Annotated in this window: 16 protein-coding genes; 9 read left to right on the forward strand and 7 right to left on the reverse strand. The window is 66.5% G+C overall.

All coding sequences use genetic code 11. From position 1 onward, the window contains the following. Positions 1-2 precede the first annotated feature (2 nt). The 5 genes from AC1DNG_RS07550 to AC1DNG_RS07570 all read right to left on the reverse strand — a co-directional run bounded on the left by AC1DNG_RS07550 (position 3) and on the right by AC1DNG_RS07570 (position 4,540). Complete coding sequence (locus tag AC1DNG_RS07550) at positions 3-1,451, reverse strand: CpaF family protein (RefSeq protein ID WP_476887044.1); 1,449 nt, start codon at positions 1,449-1,451, stop codon at positions 3-5. Beyond that, complete coding sequence (locus tag AC1DNG_RS07555; protein WP_476887045.1) at positions 1,448-2,641, reverse strand: CpaE/TadZ family protein; 1,194 nt, start codon at positions 2,639-2,641, stop codon at positions 1,448-1,450. Before AC1DNG_RS07555 ends, AC1DNG_RS07550 begins: the two co-directional genes overlap by 4 nt. Beyond that, positions 2,638-3,366: a Flp pilus assembly protein CpaB gene (cpaB, locus tag AC1DNG_RS07560; RefSeq protein WP_476855708.1), complete on the reverse strand. Its 729-nt coding sequence runs from the start codon at positions 3,364-3,366 to the stop codon at positions 2,638-2,640. The genes AC1DNG_RS07555 and cpaB overlap by 4 nt, the downstream gene beginning before the upstream one ends. Before the next feature lie 167 nt (positions 3,367-3,533). Further along, positions 3,534-3,746 carry a Flp family type IVb pilin gene (locus AC1DNG_RS07565; RefSeq protein WP_476855709.1) on the reverse strand — a complete coding sequence of 71 codons (213 nt, stop codon included), beginning with the start codon at positions 3,744-3,746 and terminating at the stop codon, positions 3,534-3,536. Between the two features lie 269 nt (positions 3,747-4,015). Continuing rightward, complete coding sequence (locus AC1DNG_RS07570; RefSeq protein WP_476887046.1) at positions 4,016-4,540, reverse strand: prepilin peptidase; 525 nt, start codon at positions 4,538-4,540, stop codon at positions 4,016-4,018. A gap of 491 nt (positions 4,541-5,031) precedes the next feature. Here AC1DNG_RS07570 and rplM point away from each other — a divergent pair, with 491 nt between their 5' ends. The 3 genes from rplM to glmM all read left to right on the forward strand — a co-directional run bounded on the left by rplM (position 5,032) and on the right by glmM (position 7,583). After that, positions 5,032-5,475 (forward strand): 50S ribosomal protein L13, encoded by a 444-nt coding sequence (gene rplM, locus AC1DNG_RS07575; protein ID WP_015937805.1) that lies wholly within the window; start codon positions 5,032-5,034, stop codon positions 5,473-5,475. A gap of 36 nt (positions 5,476-5,511) precedes the next feature. Beyond that, on the forward strand, positions 5,512-6,021 hold the full coding sequence (gene rpsI / locus AC1DNG_RS07580) for a 30S ribosomal protein S9 (protein ID WP_018773707.1): 510 nt from the start codon (positions 5,512-5,514) through the stop codon (positions 6,019-6,021). A gap of 200 nt (positions 6,022-6,221) precedes the next feature. Continuing rightward, on the forward strand, positions 6,222-7,583 hold the full coding sequence (gene glmM / locus AC1DNG_RS07585; RefSeq protein ID WP_476887047.1) for a phosphoglucosamine mutase: 1,362 nt from the start codon (positions 6,222-6,224) through the stop codon (positions 7,581-7,583). A 178-nt stretch (positions 7,584-7,761) separates the two neighbouring features. On the opposite strand, the gene AC1DNG_RS07590 is transcribed toward glmM, so the two are convergent. Beyond that, positions 7,762-8,331, reverse strand: a complete 570-nt coding sequence (locus AC1DNG_RS07590; protein WP_476887048.1) for a M15 family metallopeptidase — start codon at positions 8,329-8,331, stop codon at positions 7,762-7,764. 79 nt (positions 8,332-8,410) lie between these two features. Between AC1DNG_RS07590 and AC1DNG_RS07595 the strand changes: the two genes are divergently transcribed. Continuing rightward, the gene (locus AC1DNG_RS07595; protein WP_476887049.1) at positions 8,411-8,701 is read left to right on the forward strand and encodes a hypothetical protein; all 291 of its coding nucleotides are present in this window, start codon (positions 8,411-8,413) and stop codon (positions 8,699-8,701) included. A gap of 10 nt (positions 8,702-8,711) precedes the next feature. On the opposite strand, the gene coaA is transcribed toward AC1DNG_RS07595, so the two are convergent. After that, complete coding sequence (gene coaA / locus AC1DNG_RS07600; RefSeq protein ID WP_026266484.1) at positions 8,712-9,677, reverse strand: type I pantothenate kinase; 966 nt, start codon at positions 9,675-9,677, stop codon at positions 8,712-8,714. A 145-nt stretch (positions 9,678-9,822) separates the two neighbouring features. Between coaA and glmS the strand changes: the two genes are divergently transcribed. The 5 genes from glmS to treY all read left to right on the forward strand — a co-directional run bounded on the left by glmS (position 9,823) and on the right by treY (position 18,456). Continuing rightward, positions 9,823-11,715 (forward strand): glutamine--fructose-6-phosphate transaminase (isomerizing), encoded by a 1,893-nt coding sequence (glmS, locus tag AC1DNG_RS07605; RefSeq protein WP_476855714.1) that lies wholly within the window; start codon positions 9,823-9,825, stop codon positions 11,713-11,715. 4 nt (positions 11,716-11,719) lie between these two features. After that, a complete protein-coding gene (locus AC1DNG_RS07610; RefSeq protein ID WP_018773713.1) occupies positions 11,720-12,067 on the forward strand; it encodes a holo-ACP synthase in 348 nt (115 codons plus the stop codon). Between the two features lie 68 nt (positions 12,068-12,135). Further along, on the forward strand, positions 12,136-13,674 hold the full coding sequence (locus AC1DNG_RS07615) for an NAD(P)H-hydrate epimerase (RefSeq protein ID WP_476887050.1): 1,539 nt from the start codon (positions 12,136-12,138) through the stop codon (positions 13,672-13,674). Between the two features lie 91 nt (positions 13,675-13,765). Next, on the forward strand, positions 13,766-16,123 hold the full coding sequence (gene glgX / locus AC1DNG_RS07620; RefSeq protein WP_476887051.1) for a glycogen debranching protein GlgX: 2,358 nt from the start codon (positions 13,766-13,768) through the stop codon (positions 16,121-16,123). Continuing rightward, positions 16,120-18,456: a malto-oligosyltrehalose synthase gene (gene treY, locus AC1DNG_RS07625; RefSeq protein ID WP_476887052.1), complete on the forward strand. Its 2,337-nt coding sequence runs from the start codon at positions 16,120-16,122 to the stop codon at positions 18,454-18,456. Before glgX ends, treY begins: the two co-directional genes overlap by 4 nt.

Here is an 18,456-nt window from a genome sequence, read left to right on the forward strand (position 1 = left end):
GCTCACCGTCCTGTCTTGGCGGAGGCGGGGAAGAAGATTTCGCCGGGAACGCTGATTCCCAGGTCGGCGAACCGTTCGACGAAGCGCGGGCGGACACCCGTGGGAACAGGCTTGCCGATGAATCGGCCATCCTGGTCAACGCCCGCCGCGTAGTCGAAGACGAATGCGTCCTGGAGAGTCACCACATCACCTTCCATGCCGAGGACCTCGGTGATGTGGGTGACCCTTCGGGTGCCGTCCTTTAGCCTGCTCAATTGGACGATCAGATGGACTGCGCTCGCGATTTGTTCGCGGATGGCCCGCAGTGGAAGATCCATCCCCGCCATAAGCACGAGGGTCTCCATACGGGCTACGGCGTCCCGGGGGGAGTTCGAGTGCACGGTGGAGATGGATCCGTCATGGCCAGTGTTCATGGCCTGGAGCATGTCCAGGGCTTCCCCGCCCCGGACTTCTCCGACCACGATCCTGTCCGGCCGCATACGCAGGGAGTTCCGGACGAGGTCTCTGATGCCAACTGCTCCGCGGCCTTCGACGTTTTCGGGACGGCTTTCCAAACGGACCACGTGCTCCTGCTGCAATTGCAGTTCCACGGCGTCCTCAATGGTGACGATGCGTTCGTCGTCGGGAATGAACGAGGAGAGAACGTTGAGCAGTGTGGTCTTTCCCGTGCCGGTACCACCGGAGACGATGATGTTCAGGCGAGCCTGTACACAGGCGTGGAGCAGCTGTGCCATGGCCGGTGAGACGGAATCGAACTTGATCAGGTCCTCGACGGTCAGTGGTACGGCGGAGAACTTTCGGATCGTCAAGGAGGGGCCGTCCACGGCGAGGGGCGGGATGACGGCATTGACTCGCGAACCGTCCTCAAGCCTGGCGTCAACCAGCGGCGAGGACTCGTCAATGCGGCGTCCCACCCGCGAGACAATCCTTTCGATGACTCTGCGCAGGTGGGCATCCGAACTGAACGTTGTCCCGGTCAAGTGCAGCCGGCCGCCGCGTTCCACGTAGATGCGGCCAGCGCCGTTGACCATGATCTCGGAGACCAGCGGGTCGTCTAGAAGCCGCTGCAGCGGCCCGAGGCCCAGGACTTCGTCCACGATCTCCCTGATGAGACGCCGCCTTTCTTCCGGTGTCAGGGGGACCTGCTCGTCATCGATAAAGGAGCCAAGGGCCTCGCGCACCATGCGGCGCACGTCGCCTTCGTCCAGGCTGCTGTCGGTGATGCGATTGCCAAGACGGGCTGTCAGCTCCTCGGCCGCGCGCTTCTTGATCCCGGCCAGGGCGTCCGAGGAGGCGGCTTGGGGTGCCACGGCCAAGGTTCCCAGCAGATTGTTGCCGGCAGGTACGGCCGCCGGCAGAACCGGAACCGTGGCGGTACCGGGCGTGTGGTCCGGCCGGGCGGGGCCTTCCGTGGCCACCCGGACGGCTTCAAGTCGGTCAACAAGACTCATGGCTTTTCGCCCCTTCGGTTTGGACGCTTGCTGGCGGGTGGGGACGAATTCTGCCCGAAGAGCGCAATAAGGTTTCTCAACCCTTTCAGGGCAGGATCCCGACGGTTGTCCTGGATCAGCGGGACGCCGGCATTCGTTGAAAACGGCAATGTGCGGGACCACGGCAGGATGATGTCTACCGGCAGGCCAACCGTGGCTTCAACGTCTTGGACGGTTAGTCCGCTGCGCTTGTCGGCGAAGTTGAGGACAATTGTGTTCGACGGGGGCATCAGGTCCAGTTGCCGCAGCACATCCAATCCGTGGTTGAGGCCACGGATGCTGGGAATATCCATGCCGCAAACCCAAACCCCGTCGGTGGCCAATTCCAGGACCGCCAGGACTTCTTCCCCGAGGCCCGGTGACGTATCCAAAATGACAAACGGGAACTCCAGCGAGAGCTGGTTGATCAGAGTCGTCACGTGCGCCGGCTTGATCAGGTCGGCATCTGCCGGCCGGCGCGGCGCACACATGGCGTACGCCCCCGACGGATGCGGGCTGAGGAAAGCCTTGAGCACCATGGCGTCACTTGATGCGGCACCCGAGACTGCGTCATTGATGGTGTACTGGGGCTCCAGGCCAAGCCCTGAGGCCACGTCGCCAAATTGAAGGTCGAGATCGACAATGACCGCCCCCATCGGGGCCAGTTTGGCCAGACCAACGGCCAAATTGGTGGCAACGGTGGTCTTCCCCACTCCGCCCTTCGGGGACATCACAGAGATCACCCGCCCACGTACCCGTTTCTGGCTGGCATCATCGGAGGCAATCTGCTTGCGGCTCCTGGACGTTTCGGCAGCGTGTTCCAACGCTTGACGCATTCGTCCAGGCTCCGTGTCCGGCGGCAGGACATCGCGGATGCCGGACCGCATGGCGGCCAGCGTAAGCTCGGGTGCCGCGACTGCCGCCAGCACGAGCACAATGTCCGGGAAAGCGTGCTCCAAGCTTGCCGCCAGGGTGAGCATCTGCTCCGACCGGACATCCGGGCCGAAGACCATCACATCGATGGCGCCGCCCAAGTTTTGGGCCAGCAGATGGCCGGGGCTGCCGCCCGCGGCTTCGGATGCAAGGACCTGGACGTCGTGGGTGTCGCCCAGGGCTGTGGCGAGATGGCGCTCGAACTCCGGGGATGAGGTCAGGACTAGGAAGCGGCTCATTGGAAGATCCCGCTGGTGGTGACGGCTGTGCGCTGGCTTGCGGGTGTCTTCGCCGTTTGTTTGGTCAGCCAGATATTGCCTACGCGGGCACTGAGAATGATCTTGGCGGAGTCAGTGGAATTGCGGGCGAGGGTCACAAACGAGGAGCCGGTGGGAACAGCGGACGTTCCATCTGCCGTGTTGCCGCTGCTGGGCGGCGCCTGCTGGATTGCAGTCACCAAAACCTTGTCAAAGACCAGCTGAGTGCTCATGACTTGCGGAGCCGCAGGATCCCCCTGGGTAACGTAGAGTCCCACCAAGTCTCCGGCACGAAGGGTGCCGCCGACCACGCTTTCCGGGGGCAGGAGAACGGTGACTTCCTGCATGCCGGCGGGCACCTCCACTGCGCCCGGGGTGACACGCTGGGACGGGTCCACCAGCCGGCTTGCCAGCAACTGTTCGCCCGGTTCCAAGGCCACAGCCGTGACTTGACCCGTGATTCCGTCCAGCGAGGACAACGCACCGTCGGCCTTTGCCGCATCCGGAATGGACCGGAGCCGTACGTGCGAACGGAGTTCTTCCACCGTCGCGCCGGCCGGAACCGCTGAATCGACCACGACGACGTCGACGGGCTGGAGAGATTCTTGTGCTCGACGGTCTGCATTCGACACGTAATTTACCAACATCAGGGTGCCGGCGATCGCCAGGACTAGCGCAGCCAGCCCCGCGACTAAACGAGATTTCATGACTAATTCCTCACCTCTTGGAAAACCTCAAGATTGCTTGGGCGCACTTTAGGGCGTCAGCCTGGGCGCGGCTTGCCGCACCGTACGCCCTCCGCCGAAACGCCTCTGCCGGCTGCCCGGTGTGGCGGACAGCCGGCAGAGTGGCGTGCGTTGTGGGCGGTTGGCCGCTACGGTCCTACCCGCGGTGCGACCTGGCGGGCGATGTCGCCGAAGGCCGTGTTGAGGTTGTTGCCAAGGGTGGTAACCGCGCCGATGATCACGACCGCGATCAGGGCGACCATGATTCCGTATTCAACGGCGGTGGCGCCCTTCTCCTCGTCCGAGAGGCGGTTCTTGATTCCAGAGACAAAAGCGAGCATTGAGACCATGAGACCAGTCATTTTCTTATTCCTTTTCCAGAGTTTTGAATAGTGAACGAATTTCCAGCAAATCCCCTTTGCGTATTTGCTGGAGCTTCGTTGGAACAACATTTGCACGGCCGCAAACGGCACGGCAATGAAGTTCGATACTCGACTTTTGGAAGGAAAATGTGGACACCACCTGCCCGCATTTGAGAGGTGTACTCAGTTTCCAAGTAGGGGCAGGGCCCGATTACTTGGTTTAATAAGGCGTCTTACTTAATCGGCACCCTTGCGCGTGCGGAGGCTACCTAGGGCAGCAGCAGGATAACGGCCAGTCCGGCAGCCAGCATCGAGGGCCCGTAGGCCACTTCTTTCGGCTTGTTTCCGCGGTTTTTCAGCACGATGACCACGGAGGCGACGCCACCTGCGACGAACCCTAGGGCCCCGCCATAGAACAAGTGGGACCAGCCTAGGTAGCCCAAGTACAGGCCAAGTGGTGCCGCGAGCTTCACATCACCCATTCCGAGGCCGTTTCGGCTGGTCAGGGCCAGAAAGAGGTACAAAACGAACAATATTAAGGCGCCGGCCACCCCGCGTAGCAGGCTACCTGCCCCGCCGGACACCCCCGAGGCGGCCCAGAGAAGCGCAATTCCGGCCCCCAGCAGAGGCAGGACCAACCGGTTGGGCAAAAGGTGATGCTGCAAGTCGATGCGCGCCAGCTGGACGCCGGCGACCGCCAGCAGGACGTACGCGGGGAGCTCGGGGGAGAGCCCGAAGCGCCAGGCCAGCAGGGCGGACAGCGCAAGGGTGGCCGCCGCCGTCGTAACTCTCATGCGTACGGTCAACGGTCCGCCAAGGCGGGGGAGCGTGCGGCGGATGAGGAGGTCGGCCAAGAAGGATAGGCAAGCGCCCGCGAGAGCGACGCCGGCTATAAAGAGGACTCCGGTGAACAATCCGGCCGGCTGTGCAAGCAGCAGGGAAACGGAGCCGGCGGCGGGATCGGACACGGTTCCTCCAGGGATGCGACGGGCCGGCACGGGAGAGTCTGCGAAAAAGAGCAGACAGGATGCATCCGGACACCCCATTTTGACCCAACAGGCCGCTGTCGGCTATTCTTGGTAGTCGTTGTGCGTGTCCTATCTCGATGGTGCGTGCCCGCTTGAGAATCCGGTTGCAGGATAACTACTCAACGTGCACATTCGAGACCTCAGGATGACTGGTTACATGGAGCCCTCACCTCTGTTCCGGTAGCGCATAGATAGTAGGTGCACCGTAAGAGTGACGCCTAAAACAAGAACGCCAGAACAAGAACGAGGCAAACACCGTGCGTACGTACACCCCGAAGCCCGGCGATATCAACCGCCAGTGGCACGTCATTGACGCCACCGACGTTGTCCTTGGTCGTCTCGCCAGCCAGACCGCAATCCTGCTGCGCGGCAAGCACAAGGCCACCTTTGCGTCCCACATGGACATGGGCGACTTCGTCATCATCATCAACGCTGAAAAGGTTGCCCTCACCGGCGCCAAGCTGGAGCAGAAGCGCGCATACCGCCACTCCGGCTACCCGGGCGGCCTGACCTCCGTCAACTACGCGGAGCTGCTTGAGTCCAACCCGGTTCGCGCCGTGGAGAAGGCCATCAAGGGCATGCTCCCGAAGAACTCCCTCGCTGCACAGCAGCTGGGCAAGCTGAAGGTGTACCGCGGTGCAGAGCACCCCCACGCCGCCCAGCAGCCCAAGACTTTCGAAATCACCCAGGTCGCCCAGTAGTCCTGGCCACCAACCAACTTTTTATCAAGGAGAATCGTGGCTCAGAACGAAGAACTGACCACCGAAGCCGTTGAGGCTGAGGAAAACCTGACCAGCTACACCTCGGAGAGCGGTGCTGCGGAAGCAGCTGCGCCGAAGAAGGAACGCCCGGCACTGACCGTTGCCGGCGCTGCAGTTGGCCGTCGTAAGGAAGCCGTTGCACGCGTTCGCGTTGTGCCCGGCTCCGGCAAGTGGACCATCAACGGCCGCGAGCTGGCGAACTACTTCCCGAACAAGCTGCACCAGCAGGACGTCAACGAGCCCTTCAAGATCCTCGATCTTGACGGCGCCTACGACGTCATTGCCCGCATCCACGGTGGCGGCATCTCCGGCCAGGCCGGTGCCCTGCGCCTCGGCATCGCCCGTTCGCTGAACGAGATCGACACCGAGAACAACCGCGCCACCCTGAAGAAGGCCGGTTACCTGCGCCGCGACGCTCGCGTCATCGAGCGCAAGAAGGCCGGTCTCAAGAAGGCCCGCAAGGCTCAGCAGTACTCCAAGCGCTAAAAATGCGCCTACCCAACCGTCGGCCGCTGGCGCGACCGACGGTTGGGGCCCTCGGCGCTTTTTAGCGCTCGGGTCCAGAAGCGTTAATTCTGCTTCCAAGCGCTTCTGGTGCTTGCACGAAAGCCCGTCCCGCCACTCGGCGGGGCGGCCTTTCGCCGTTTAAGCCGGACTTGCCCCGCCCATCGACTAAACTTGGTCCGATGTCTAGATTATTTGGAACCGATGGAGTCCGGGGCCTGGCGAACGGGTTGCTGACCGCCGAGCTCGCCTTGCAGCTGGCCCAGGCCGCCGCCGTCATACTTGGCCATGACCGCAACACGACCGGAAAGCGGCCGATCGCAGTGGTGGCACGCGACCCGAGAGCCAGCGGCGAGTTCCTCGCGGCTGCCGTGGAAGCGGGGCTCTCCAGCTCGGGAATCGACGTCTACGACGCCGGCGTGCTGCCCACCCCGGCCGCCGCCTACCTCGTGGCGGACCTCAACGCCGACTTCGGCGTCATGATCTCCGCCTCGCACAACCCCGCGCCGGACAACGGCATTAAGTTCTTCGCCCGCGGCGGCCAGAAGCTGCCCGACGACGTCGAGGACGCCATCGAAGTGCAGCTCGGCAAGGAGCCCTTCCGGCCCGTCGGCGGTGAGGTGGGACGCATCCAGCGCTTCTCCGACGCCGAGGACCGCTACATCGTGCACCTGCTCGGCACGCTTCCGCACCGCCTGGACGGCCTGAAGGTCGTCCTCGACTGCGCCCACGGCGCGGCCAGCGGCTGTTCCCCGCAGGTGTTCAAGGACGCCGGGGCCAACGTGATCGTCATTGGCGCCGAACCTGACGGGCTCAACATCAACGAAGGGGTCGGCTCCACGCACCTCGGCCCGCTCAAGCGGGCCGTCCTGGACCACGGGGCGGACCTCGGCATCGCGCACGACGGCGACGCCGACCGCTGCCTCGCCGTGGACCACGAAGGCAACGAGGTGGACGGCGACCAGATCATGGCCATCCTGGCCGTGGCACTCAAGAACGCCGGAAAGCTTAGGGATGATGTCCTCGTGGCCACCGTCATGAGCAACCTCGGCCTGAAGATCGCCCTGCGCGACGCCGGGATCAGCCTGCGCGAAACCGGTGTGGGGGACCGCTACGTCCTCGAGGAAATGCGCAACGGCGGCTACAGCCTTGGCGGCGAGCAGTCCGGGCACGTAATTTTTGCCGACCATGCCACCACCGGCGACGGCGTACTGACCGGACTGCAGATTGCCGCCCAGGTGGCACTCACCGGCCGCCCGCTCAAGGAGCTGTCCACGGTGATGACCAAGCTGCCCCAGGTCCTCATCAACGTCAAGGGCGTGGACCGTACCCGGGTCAAGGGCGATGCGGTGGTGGCGCAGGCAGTATCCGCGGCAGAATCCGAACTCGGCGACACCGGACGCGTCCTGCTGCGCCCCTCGGGCACCGAGCCGGTGGTGCGCGTGATGGTGGAGGCCGCAGACCACAAAACCGCCCAGGGCGTCGCGGAGCGACTGGCCCAGGTGGTCCGGACCGAACTGGCTTTGGAGCTCGTCCCCGAGTAGGCGGCCGGCAACCGTTTCGTCCGCGAATCGCTGTGCCCGGCGACGCCGGGTTTCCCCACCTATGCCCGCGTCCGACGGCGTGTGGGCCGGTTGCGCCGGCGTGTGCCGGCGTCGTGGTGGCAAAGATGGGGAAATTCCGCGCGGACCGACGCTGCCCCACGGGTAGGCGGGCGCCGCCCTACAAGTACGCCGGGGCGGCTTCCAGGCCGAAGTATTCCTCAAGCGTGCCGATCCCGCGGGCGCGCATGTCCCCGGCCGCCTCCTTGCCCACGAAGCGCAGATGCCATGGCTCGTAGAAATACCCGGTGATTTCATGCAGCATCCACGGGTAGCGGACCACGAAGCCGAAGCGGTGGGCATTCGCCTTTGCCCAGATCGCCGCCGGACGGTCCTTGAACTGGGGCGTGAAAGAGTCCGCCCCGCTGCCGTCGCCGATGTCGAACGCCCAGCCCGTCTGGTGCTCTGAGTAGCCGGGCCGGGCCGAGGCGGTGTCTGCCTCCGCCTGTCCGCGGGAATTCACGTAGCTGCCGTAGGTGGCCCGCTGCGTCGCGAACGAACGGTACCCGCTGGCCAGGGTGATGATGACGCCGTCGGCAGCCGCGGCCGCGAACATCCTCTCAGCCGCTGCCGCCGTCGTGCCGTTCACCAGCGCCGCCTCGCCCGACGTTGCCAGGCGGACGGCCGGCCGGGCCAGGTCAGGCGGCACAAAGGTGGCGGGGGAGAGCGGGCGGTGTTTGTTGACGACCACCCACGGGCTGGTGGGGTCCGAGAGGGAATGTTGCGGCCCCGGCGCCGCGGCCGAAGGAGGGTGCGCCGCGGCCGATGGAGTGACAGACGGCGCCGTCGTCGGCGTCTGTGCCGCCGCAGTGGTGCTTTCCGGAACGGAAGCCGACGATGAGCTTGCCGGCGGGGTCGACGCCGCGGCGGCGGTCGGCGTCGAACTGCCCGTGCCCGGCGTCGGCCCCGGCGTGCCGGACGGGGTGAAGGACTGGGCCGGGGTGCAGGCGGACAGCGCCGCGAGGCCCGTGCCCGCCAGCAGGAGGCGGCTGAAGGCCCGGCGGCTCGGCGATTCCTGGCCGGCTTCCTGCCGTCCCGCCGTCCCGTCCGCGTCGTCGTAGCACATCTGTGCTAGACCTTCCTCAGCAGCATCCGGCGGATGGAGTGGTCGGCGTCCTTGGTGAGGACCAGTTGCGCGCGGCCCCGGGTCGGGAGGACGTTTTCCTCGAGGTTGGGCTCGTTGATGCGCTTCCAGATCTCACGGGCGGTCTCTTCGGCCTCGGCATCGGAGAGGGTTGCGTAACGGTGGAAGTACGATTCCGGCTGGGCGAAGGCTGTGCTCCGCAGTTTGCGGAACCGGTCCACGTACCACTCCTCGATATACGAGGTCTTCGCGTCGACGTAGATGGAGAAATCGAAGAAGTCACTCAGGGCCAGGCCCTGCCTGCCGTCCTGCCGCGGCCGGGCCGGGGCCAGGACGTTCAGCCCCTCGACAATCAGCACGTCCGGGCGGCGCACCACCACTTCCTTGCCGGGGACGATGTCATAGGTGACGTGGGAATACCAGGGGGCCCGGACTTCCTCGGCGCCGCCCTTGATCTCGCTCACGAAGCGCAGCAGGGCACGGCGGTCGTAGGACTCCGGAAAACCCTTGCGCTCGAGCAGTTGCCGGCGCTTGAGCTCGGCGAGCGGGTAGAGGAATCCGTCCGTGGTGATGAGCTCCACGTTGGGGGTGCCGGGCCAGCGCCGGAGCATTTCGCGCAGGACGCGGGCGATGGTGGACTTGCCTACGGCCACCGAACCGGCCACACCGATCACGAACGGCGTGCGCTGGGTGCTTTCACCGAGGAAGGTGGTGGTGGCCGCGTGAAGCTGGCCCGCGGCTTCCACATAAAGGTGCAGGAGCCGGGACAGCGGCAGGTAGACCTCGCGCACTTCCTTGATGTCGAGGGGGTCCCCGAGGCCGCGAAGGCGGAACACATCCTCTTCATTAAGGGGCTGCTCCATCTGGGCAGCGAGCCGGGACCAGGTCTGCCGGTCCAGCTCCACGAACGGGGAGACACCTTCCCCGTTCGCTTCATTGCGTTGCAAAGTCACCCTAGAGATTCTGCCCTTCACAACGCCGAGAGCGAAATGGACTGGCCGGTGGAAGCCGGGGCAGGCGGTCCTGAGCCCCGCTCAGGGGCCTTCACGCGCCGCCGTCCCACGTCCTCCCTCCCGGAAACCCGCTAGGCTTATGACCATGTGTGGAATCGTTGGATATGTGGGCCACTCAGATGGCCGGGTAAATGCTGGACACAATGCCTTGGACGTTGTCCTTGAAGGATTGCGGCGCCTGGAGTACCGCGGCTACGACTCCGCGGGTATCGCTGTTGTGGCCGATGGCACGATTTCTTCCCGGAAGAAGTCCGGCAAACTGAGCAACCTCATTGCGGAGCTGGACGCCCGCCCGCTGCCGGAATCCCTCACGGGAATCGGCCACACGCGCTGGGCGACGCACGGCGGCCCGACGGACCAGAACGCGCACCCGCACCTGTCCGACGGCGGCAAGCTGGCCCTGATCCACAACGGCATCATCGAGAACTTTGCCGAGCTCAAGCTCGAGCTCCAGCGCAAGGGCGTCACCTTCGAATCCGAGACCGACACGGAAGTGGCGGCCGCCCTGCTCGGGGACATCTACCGGAACCAGCTCGGCGGTGACGCCGGCAACGGCGGCCTCACCCGGGCCATGCAGCTTGCCTGCCAGCGGCTCGAAGGCGCTTTCACGCTCCTCGCAGTCCACGCCGACCAGCCCGACGTTGTGGTCGCTGCCCGCCGGAACTCCCCGCTCGTCGTCGGCCTCGGCGAAGGCGAGAACTTCCTCGGTTCCGACGTCTCCGGCTTCATCGACTACACCCGGCGCGCCGTGGAACTCGGCCAGGACCAGATCGTCACGATCACCGCCGACTCCGTGGAAATCACGGACTTCTACGGCGCCCCCGCCGAGGGCAAGGAATACCACGTCAACTGGGACCCGGCCTCGGCGGAAAAGGGCGGCTTCCCGTCCTTCATGGAAAAGGAAATCCACGACCAGCCGGATGCCGTGCTGCAGACCTTGCTGGGCCGCTCCGACATCCACGGCAAGCTGACGCTTGATGAGCTCCGCGTCGATCCGCAGCTGCTCAAGAACGTCAACAAGATCATCGTCCTCGCGTGTGGCACCTCCGCCTACGCCGGGCAGGTGGCGAAATACGCCATTGAACACTGGTGCCGGATCCCCACCGAGGTCGAGCTCTCGCACGAATTCCGCTACCGGGATCCGATCGTGGACGAGAACACGCTGATTGTCTCCATCTCCCAGTCCGGCGAGACCATGGACACCCTCATGGCGGTCCGCTACGCCAAGGAACAGGGCGCCAAGACCGTCTCCATCTGCAACACCAACGGCTCCACCATCCCGCGCGAATCGGATGCCGTGCTCTACACGCACGCCGGACCCGAAATCGCCGTGGCCTCGACCAAGGCGTTCCTGGCCCAGATCACGGCCGCCTACCTGCTGGGCCTTTATTTGGCACAGCTGCGCGGCAACAAGTTCCAGGGCGAGATCAAGGACATCCTGGCCGACCTGGGCAAAATCCCGGCCAAGATCCAGCGCATCCTCGACAACGAGGCCCAGATCAAGGAACTCGGCCAGTCCATGGCTGACGCCAAGTCCGTGCTGTTCCTGGGCCGCCACGTCGGTTTCCCGGTGGCGATGGAGGGCGCGCTGAAGCTCAAGGAGCTCGCGTACATCCACGCCGAGGGCTTCGCCGCAGGAGAACTCAAGCACGGCCCGATCGCACTGATCGAGGAAGGCCAGCCCGTCTTCGTGGTGGTCCCGTCCCCGCGCGGCCGCGACTCGCTGCACTCCAAGGTGGTCTCCAACATCCAGGAAGTCCGTGCCCGCGGCGCCAAGACGATCGTGATCGCCGAAGAAGGCGACGAGGCCGTCAAGGCGTACGCCGAACACGTCTTCTACATCCCGGAGACCCCCACGCTCCTGGCGCCGCTGCTCGCAACGGTTCCGCTGCAGATCTTCGCCCTCGCACTCGCCTCGGCCAAGGGTTACGACGTGGACCAGCCACGCAACCTGGCCAAGAGCGTGACCGTAGAATAACGCCATGATTGTTGGCATAGGCGTAGACGTCGTAGACATTGAGCGGTTCGGGCGCCAGCTTGAGCGCACCCCCGGGCTGCGCGACAGGCTGTTCGTCCCCGCCGAGCGGGAACTGAACACGCGGTCCCTCGCCGCGCGGTTTGCCGCGAAGGAGGCCGTGGCCAAGGTGCTGGGGGCGCCGGCCGGCATGAACTGGCAGGACTGCTGGATCGGGCTGGACCAGAACGGCCCCACCGTCCAGGTCAAAGGCACCGTGCTGGCCGTGGCGGAGTCCAAGGGCGTCAAGCGCTGGCACTTGTCCATGAGCCACGACGGCGGGATCGCCACGGCGACGGTTGTCGCCGAAGGCTGAGACGGCCGTCCAGGCAGAACCGGCCCCAGCGCCGAGCATTCCCCAGCGACCGCGAATGGACTGAAACCATGATCAGCGCCTACACCGGAACCCAAGTGCGAGAGGCCGAAAAGCCATTTCTCGACGACACCCTGGGCTCCGGTGCGGGCGCTGTTCTTATGCAGCGGGCCGCGTACGGCCTCGCCAACGCCGTGATCCGCGAACTGCGGAGCCGCGGGCAGCGGCTGTACGGCTCCAGCGTGGCCGTGCTGGCGGGCAAGGGCAACAACGGCGGAGACGGGCTCTTCGCCGCCGCGCTGCTGGCCCGCCGCGGCATGCGCACGACGGCGGTGCTCACCGCGGGCGCGGCCCACGACACCGGGCTGGCGGCGTTCCGGAAGGCCGGCGGGCATGCCGTGGCCCTCACCGGTGACAACGCGGCCGAACTCGCCGCGCTGGCCGGCGGCGCCGACGTCGTGCTCGACGCAGTCCTCGGGACCGGAGCCCAGGGCGGGCTGCGTGGACCGGCCGCCGAACTGGTCGCGGCCCTGGAGCGTTCCCGGCCAGGCTCCCGTTCCCCCTTGGTGGTGGCCTGCGATATCCCCAGCGGGGTGGACGCGGACACGGGGGAGGCGCACGCGCCGGTGCTGGCGGCCGACATGACGGTGACCTTTGGGGCCGCCAAGGCCGGCCTGCTGGCGGACCCGGGCGCGGACTTCGCGGGCGCCATCCGGGTGGTCCCGATCGGAATCGAGCAGGCGCTGCCATGGCCGTCCCTGCGACGGCTTGAGGCCGCAGACCTGTCCGCCCTCCTGCCACGCCCGCAGCGGCGGGCGCACAAGTATTCCCGGGGCGTGCTGGGGGTGGTCGCGGGCTCCGGCGCTTATCCCGGCGCCGCGGTGCTGGCCTGCCAGGGCGCCCTGGCAGCCGGCGTTGGAATGGTGCGGTACCTGGGGCCGCCGGACGTCGCCGACCTGGTCCGCCGTTCCTGTCCCGAGGTGGTGTGCAGCGCCGGCGCCGTGGCCGACACGCACGTTCAGGCCTGGCTCGTTGGCTCCGGACTCGATGACTCCGATGAGGAGCAGCTGCAGCGCGTCCGCGACGCCGCAGACTCGGGCCTGCCGACGATCGCCGACGCCGGCGCGTTGCCGGCCCTGCCTGATGTGCTCGCCCCGCAAGTGATCCTGACACCCCACGCCGGCGAACTGTCGGCATTGCTTCAGCGCCTCGGGGCTGGGTTGGACCGCTCCGACGTCGAAGCATCCACCCTCAGCGCTGTGCGGCGGGCTGCGGGCCTGACTGAAGCCACCGTGCTGCTCAAGGGCGCCACGACCCTTGTGGCCTCCCCCTTCCAGGACTTCTTCAGCCAGTCCGAAGGCACGCCCTGGCTCGCCACGGCAGGCAGCGGCGACGTCCTGGCCGGAGTCATCGGCGCGCTGCTGGCCCAGTTGGGCGCCGACGTGGGGCGCTTCGGTGCATATGACATCGACCCCGACGCCAGATGGGCGGCGATCGCGGCGATGGCAGCCAGCATCCACGGTCTTGCCGGAGTCCGGGCTTCCCGCGGGGGGCCAGTGACCGCAACGGCCATCGCCCGTGCCATTCCGGAGGTGATGCGGGAGCTGTAACAAACGGGGGCGCTCCGAGCGCCCGGGCAAATACTAACCCTACTTACAAGTAGTCTGTCTAGAGAATATTCGTTCCGCACGAGGAGTACACATGGAAGTCTGGCCCGGATCGGCATACCCGCTGGGAGCCACTTTTGACGGCACTGGCACCAACTTTGCCCTGTTCAGCGAGCGAGCCGAGCGGGTGGAACTGTGCCTCCTCGCTGACGACCTCACCGAAACCCGGATCGAACTGACCGAAGTGGACGGCTACGTGTGGCACTGCTACCTGCCGCAGGTCCAGCCCGGACAGAAGTACGGCTACCGGGTCCACGGCCCGTACGAACCCGAACACGGCAACCGCTTCAACCCGAACAAGCTGCTGATGGACCCCTACGCCAAGGCCGTCCAAGGCCAGATCGACTGGGACCCGGCGCTTTTCACCTACGAATTCGGCGACCCCGACTCGCGCAATGACAGCGACTCGGCCCCGCACACCATGCACGGCGTCGTCATCAACCCGTTCTTCGAGTGGGACGGCGACCGCCAGCTGCGGATCCCCTACCACCAGTCGGTCATCTACGAGGCGCACGTCAAGGGCCTGACCGAGCTCCACCCGGAAATTCCCGAAGAGCAGCGCGGCACCTATGCCGGCGTGTCCCACCCGGCCGTGATTGAGCACCTGAAGAAGCTCGGCGTCACCGCGATCGAGCTCATGCCCGTCCACCAGTTCGTCAACGACGGCACGCTCGAGGAGAAGGGCCTCAACAACTACTGGGGCTACAACACCATCGGCTTCTTCGCCCCGCAAAACACCTACAGCTCCTCCGGCGACGTCGGGCACCAGGTGCAGGAATTCAAGGCCATGGTCCGCGAGCTGCACAAGGCCGGCATCGAAGTGATCCTGGACGTGGTGTACAACCACACCGCTGAAGGCAACCACCTCGGCCCCACGCTGTCCTTCAAGGGCATCGACAACCAGGCCTACTACCGGCTGGTGGACGATGACCTGAAGCACTACATGGACTACACCGGCACCGGTAACTCCCTCAATGTCCGGCACCCGCACTCCCTTCAGCTGCTGATGGACTCCCTGCGCTACTGGGTGACGGAAATGCACGTCGACGGCTTCCGCTTCGACCTCGCCTCCACCCTGGCCCGCGAGTTCTACGACGTGGACAAGCTGTCCACCTTCTTCGAACTCATCCAGCAGGACCCGATCGTCTCCCAGGTCAAGCTGATCGCCGAGCCGTGGGACATCGGCCCGGGCGGCTACCAGGTGGGCAACTTCCCGCCCCAGTGGACCGAGTGGAACGGCAAATACCGCGACACGGTCCGCGACTTCTGGCGCGGCGAGCCCTCGACCCTGGGCGAATTCGCCTCCCGCCTGACCGGTTCCGCGGACCTCTACGAAAGCTCCGCCCGGCGCCCGGTGGCCTCGATCAACTTCGTCACGGCGCACGACGGCTTTACCATGCGCGACCTCGTGTCCTACAACGAGAAGCACAACGACGCCAACGGCGAAGGCAACAACGACGGCGAATCCCACAACCGCTCCTGGAACTGCGGCGAGGAAGGGGACACGGACAACGACCAGGTCCTGACCCTCCGTGCCCGCCAGCAGCGCAACTTCATCGCCACCTTGCTGCTCTCGCAGGGCGTCCCGATGCTCCTGCACGGCGACGAGCTCGGCCGCACCCAGCAGGGCAACAACAACACCTACTGCCAGGACTCCGAGCTGAGCTGGATCCACTGGGACGCGATGGACCAGCCGCTGGTGGAGTTCACCGCCGTCGTCAACAAGATCCGGCACGACCACCCGACGTTCCGCCGCAGCCGCTTCTTCGACGGCCGCCCGGTGGTCCGCGGTGAGGGCGAGAAACTGCCGGACATCGTCTGGCTGAAGACCGACGGCACCGGAATGCTCCCGGAGGACTGGGGCAGCGGCTTCGGCCGGACCATCGGCGTGTTCTACAACGGCCACGGCATCCAGGAACAGGACTCCCGCGGACGCCGGATCACCGACGACAGTTTCCTGCTCGGCTTCAACGCCCACGACGGCGACGTGGACTTCGCCCTGCCGGCCGAGGAGTACTCACGGTTCTGGGACGTGCTGGTGGACACCGCAGACCAGGCGGACACTGAGGCCCCGCTGAAAGCCGGGTCCGTGCTGAAGCTGGCGGCAAAGTCGATGGTGGTGCTCCGGGCCCACTCCGGCCCCGAGGTGGAGGTGGACTACTCCGCGGCAGCCTCCCTCGCCGCGATGGCCGAGCACGAGGATTCGGCGGATGCAGGTTCTGCGGTCCAGGCACCGGAAGCTCCGGCGGACCCGGCACCGGAGGCGCCGGCTCCGGCGGACCCGGCTCCGGAGGCGCCGGCAACCGGCGCCTCCAAGGGCTCGGCTAAAGCCTCCGGCTCGAAAAAGGCGGGGGCCGACAAGCCGAAGACCCCGAAGGGCCGGGCTAAATGAGAACCCCCGTCTCGACGTACCGGCTGCAGATCCGGCCCGGGTTTACGCTGCAGGACGCCGCGCAGACCGTGCCGTACCTGAAGTCGCTGGGCGTGGACTGGATCTACCTCTCGCCGATCCTCACGGCGGAGCGCGGCTCGGACCACGGCTACGACGTCACCGATCCCTCCGCCATTGATCCGGACCGGGGCGGCGCGGACGGCCTGCTGGCGGCGTCGGCCGCCGCGCGGGAGGCCGGCATGGGGGTGCTGGTCGATATCGTGCCCAACCACGTCGGCGTCGCGACCCCGGCCCAGAACCCGTGGTGGTGGTCGCTCCTGAAGGAGGGGCAGCAGTCCCGCTACGCGCAGGCGTTCGACGTCGACTGGGACTTCGGCGGCGGCCGGGTGCGGATCCCGGTGCTGGGGGACGACTCCGACGTCGACGCGCTGGAAATCAAGGACGGGGAACTGCGCTACTACGACCACCGCTTTCCGCTTGCAGAGGGCACGTATACCGCAGGTGACTCCACTGCAGACGATCCCCGCGAGGTCCACGACCGTCAGCACTACGAACTGATCGGCTGGCGCCGGGCCGACACGGACCTGAACTACCGCCGGTTCTTTGCCGTCAACAGCCTGGCCGGGATCCGGGTGGAGATCCCCGAGGTCTTCGATGAAGCCCACGCGGAGGTTGTGCGCTGGTTCCGGGAGGGGCTCGTCGACGGGCTGCGGATCGACCACCCGGACGGCCTCGCCGATCCGGAGGGATACCTGCACCGGCTGCGGGAGGCCACGGGCGGCAGCTACCTGCTGATCGAGAAGATCCTGGAACCGGGCGAGGCCCTGCCGGCCGGCTTCGAGTGCGAGGGCACCACCGGCTACGACGCCCTCGCTGACGTGGACCGGGTGTTCGTCGACGCCGCGGGCCAGGGCCCGCTTGACGCGCTCGACGCCGAACTGCGCGGCGGCGCTGCCGACTACGAGGACATGATCCGCGGCACCAAACGCCGGATCACGGACGGAATCCTGCACTCGGAAATGCTCCGGCTGGCACGGCTGGTCCCTGCCGGGGCAGGACTGGGCCAGGAAGCCGCGGCGGACGCACTGTCCGAGATCATCGCCGCGTTCCCGGTCTACCGCAGCTATCTTCCGGAGGGCGCTGACGTCCTGAAGGAGGCATGCGAACTCGCGGTCCGCCGCCGCCCCGAACTGGAAGGCTCCGTCGGCGTGCTGCTGCCGCTGCTGCTCGACGCGCAGGCTGCCCCCTCCGCAGAACTGGGCATGCGCTTCCAGCAGACCTCCGGGATGGTCATGGCCAAGGGCGTGGAAGACACCGCGTTCTTCCGCTACACCCGGCTGGGCACCCTGACCGAAGTCGGCGCCGACCCCACCGAGTTCGCCGTGGCACCGGAGGAATTCCACACCCGGATGGCCCGGCGTCAGGCCGAGCTGCCGTTGTCCATGACCACCCTCAGCACCCACGACACCAAGCGCAGCGAGGACACCCGGGCCCGGATCTCGGTGCTGGCCGAGCTCGCACCGGAATGGCAGGCATCCCTGCAGCGGCTGCAGAAGCTGGCGCCGCTGCCGGACGGCCCGCTGGCCAACCTGCTGTGGCAGGCCGTCGCAGGCGTCTGGCCCGCAGACCGGGACCGGCTGCAGTCCTACGCGCAAAAAGCCGCCCGGGAGGCCGGGAACTCGACCAACTGGATCGATCCGGACGAGGCCTTCGAAGCGAAACTTGCAGCCGCCGTCGACGCGGCCTTCGACACCCCGGAGGTGACCGCCGAGCTGGACTCCCTCGTGGCCCTGCTGGAGCCCTACGGCGCCGCCAATTCCCTGGGCGCCAAGCTCGTGCAGCTCACCATGCCCGGGGTGCCGGACGTCTACCAGGGCACCGAATTCTGGGACCGCTCGCTGACCGATCCGGACAACCGGCGGCCGTTCGACTTCGGTGCCCGCCGGCGCGCCCTCGCCGCGCTCGACGCCGGTGAGCGTCCGGCGTCGTTCCTGGACGAGGCAGCGAAACTCCTCGTCACCTCGCGGGCCCTGCGGCTGCGACGGGACCGGCCGGAGCTGTTCACCGGGTACGCCCCGGTCACCGCCACGGGCGCCGCCGCTGCGCACCTGCTCGCCTTTGACCGCGGGACTCCCGCAGCCCCGGGCGCGCTGACGCTCGCCACCCGGCTGCCCCGCGGCCTGGAGCAGCGCGGCGGCTGGCAGGACACGACCGTCGAGCTCGCCGCGGCCATGGCCGATGAACTGACCGGTGCCACACACGGTCCGGGCGCCGTGGCAGTGGGGGAGATCCTGCGGGACTACCCCGTGGCCCTCCTGGTGCCCACCGCCTAA

Source organism: Arthrobacter sp. 01T425, assembly GCF_056398725.1.

Excerpts from the sequence above, each read along its gene's own strand:
- glmM (WP_476887047.1), top strand. The coding sequence starts at position 6,222 with ATGTCTAGATTATTTGGAACCGATGGAGTCCGGGGCCTGGCGAACGGG.
- AC1DNG_RS07610 (WP_018773713.1), top strand. The coding sequence starts at position 11,720 with ATGATTGTTGGCATAGGCGTAGACGTCGTAGACATTGAGCGGTTCGGG.
- AC1DNG_RS07555 (WP_476887045.1), bottom strand. The coding sequence starts at position 2,641 with ATGAGCCGCTTCCTAGTCCTGACCTCATCCCCGGAGTTCGAGCGCCAT.
- glgX (WP_476887051.1), top strand. The coding sequence starts at position 13,766 with ATGGAAGTCTGGCCCGGATCGGCATACCCGCTGGGAGCCACTTTTGAC.
- glmS (WP_476855714.1), top strand. The coding sequence starts at position 9,823 with ATGTGTGGAATCGTTGGATATGTGGGCCACTCAGATGGCCGGGTAAAT.
- AC1DNG_RS07570 (WP_476887046.1), bottom strand. The coding sequence starts at position 4,540 with ATGAGAGTTACGACGGCGGCGGCCACCCTTGCGCTGTCCGCCCTGCTG.
- AC1DNG_RS07615 (WP_476887050.1), top strand. The coding sequence starts at position 12,136 with ATGATCAGCGCCTACACCGGAACCCAAGTGCGAGAGGCCGAAAAGCCA.
- treY (WP_476887052.1), top strand. The coding sequence starts at position 16,120 with ATGAGAACCCCCGTCTCGACGTACCGGCTGCAGATCCGGCCCGGGTTT.
- cpaB (WP_476855708.1), bottom strand. The coding sequence starts at position 3,366 with ATGAAATCTCGTTTAGTCGCGGGGCTGGCTGCGCTAGTCCTGGCGATC.
- AC1DNG_RS07550 (WP_476887044.1), bottom strand. The coding sequence starts at position 1,451 with ATGAGTCTTGTTGACCGACTTGAAGCCGTCCGGGTGGCCACGGAAGGC.
- AC1DNG_RS07565 (WP_476855709.1), bottom strand. The coding sequence starts at position 3,746 with ATGACTGGTCTCATGGTCTCAATGCTCGCTTTTGTCTCTGGAATCAAG.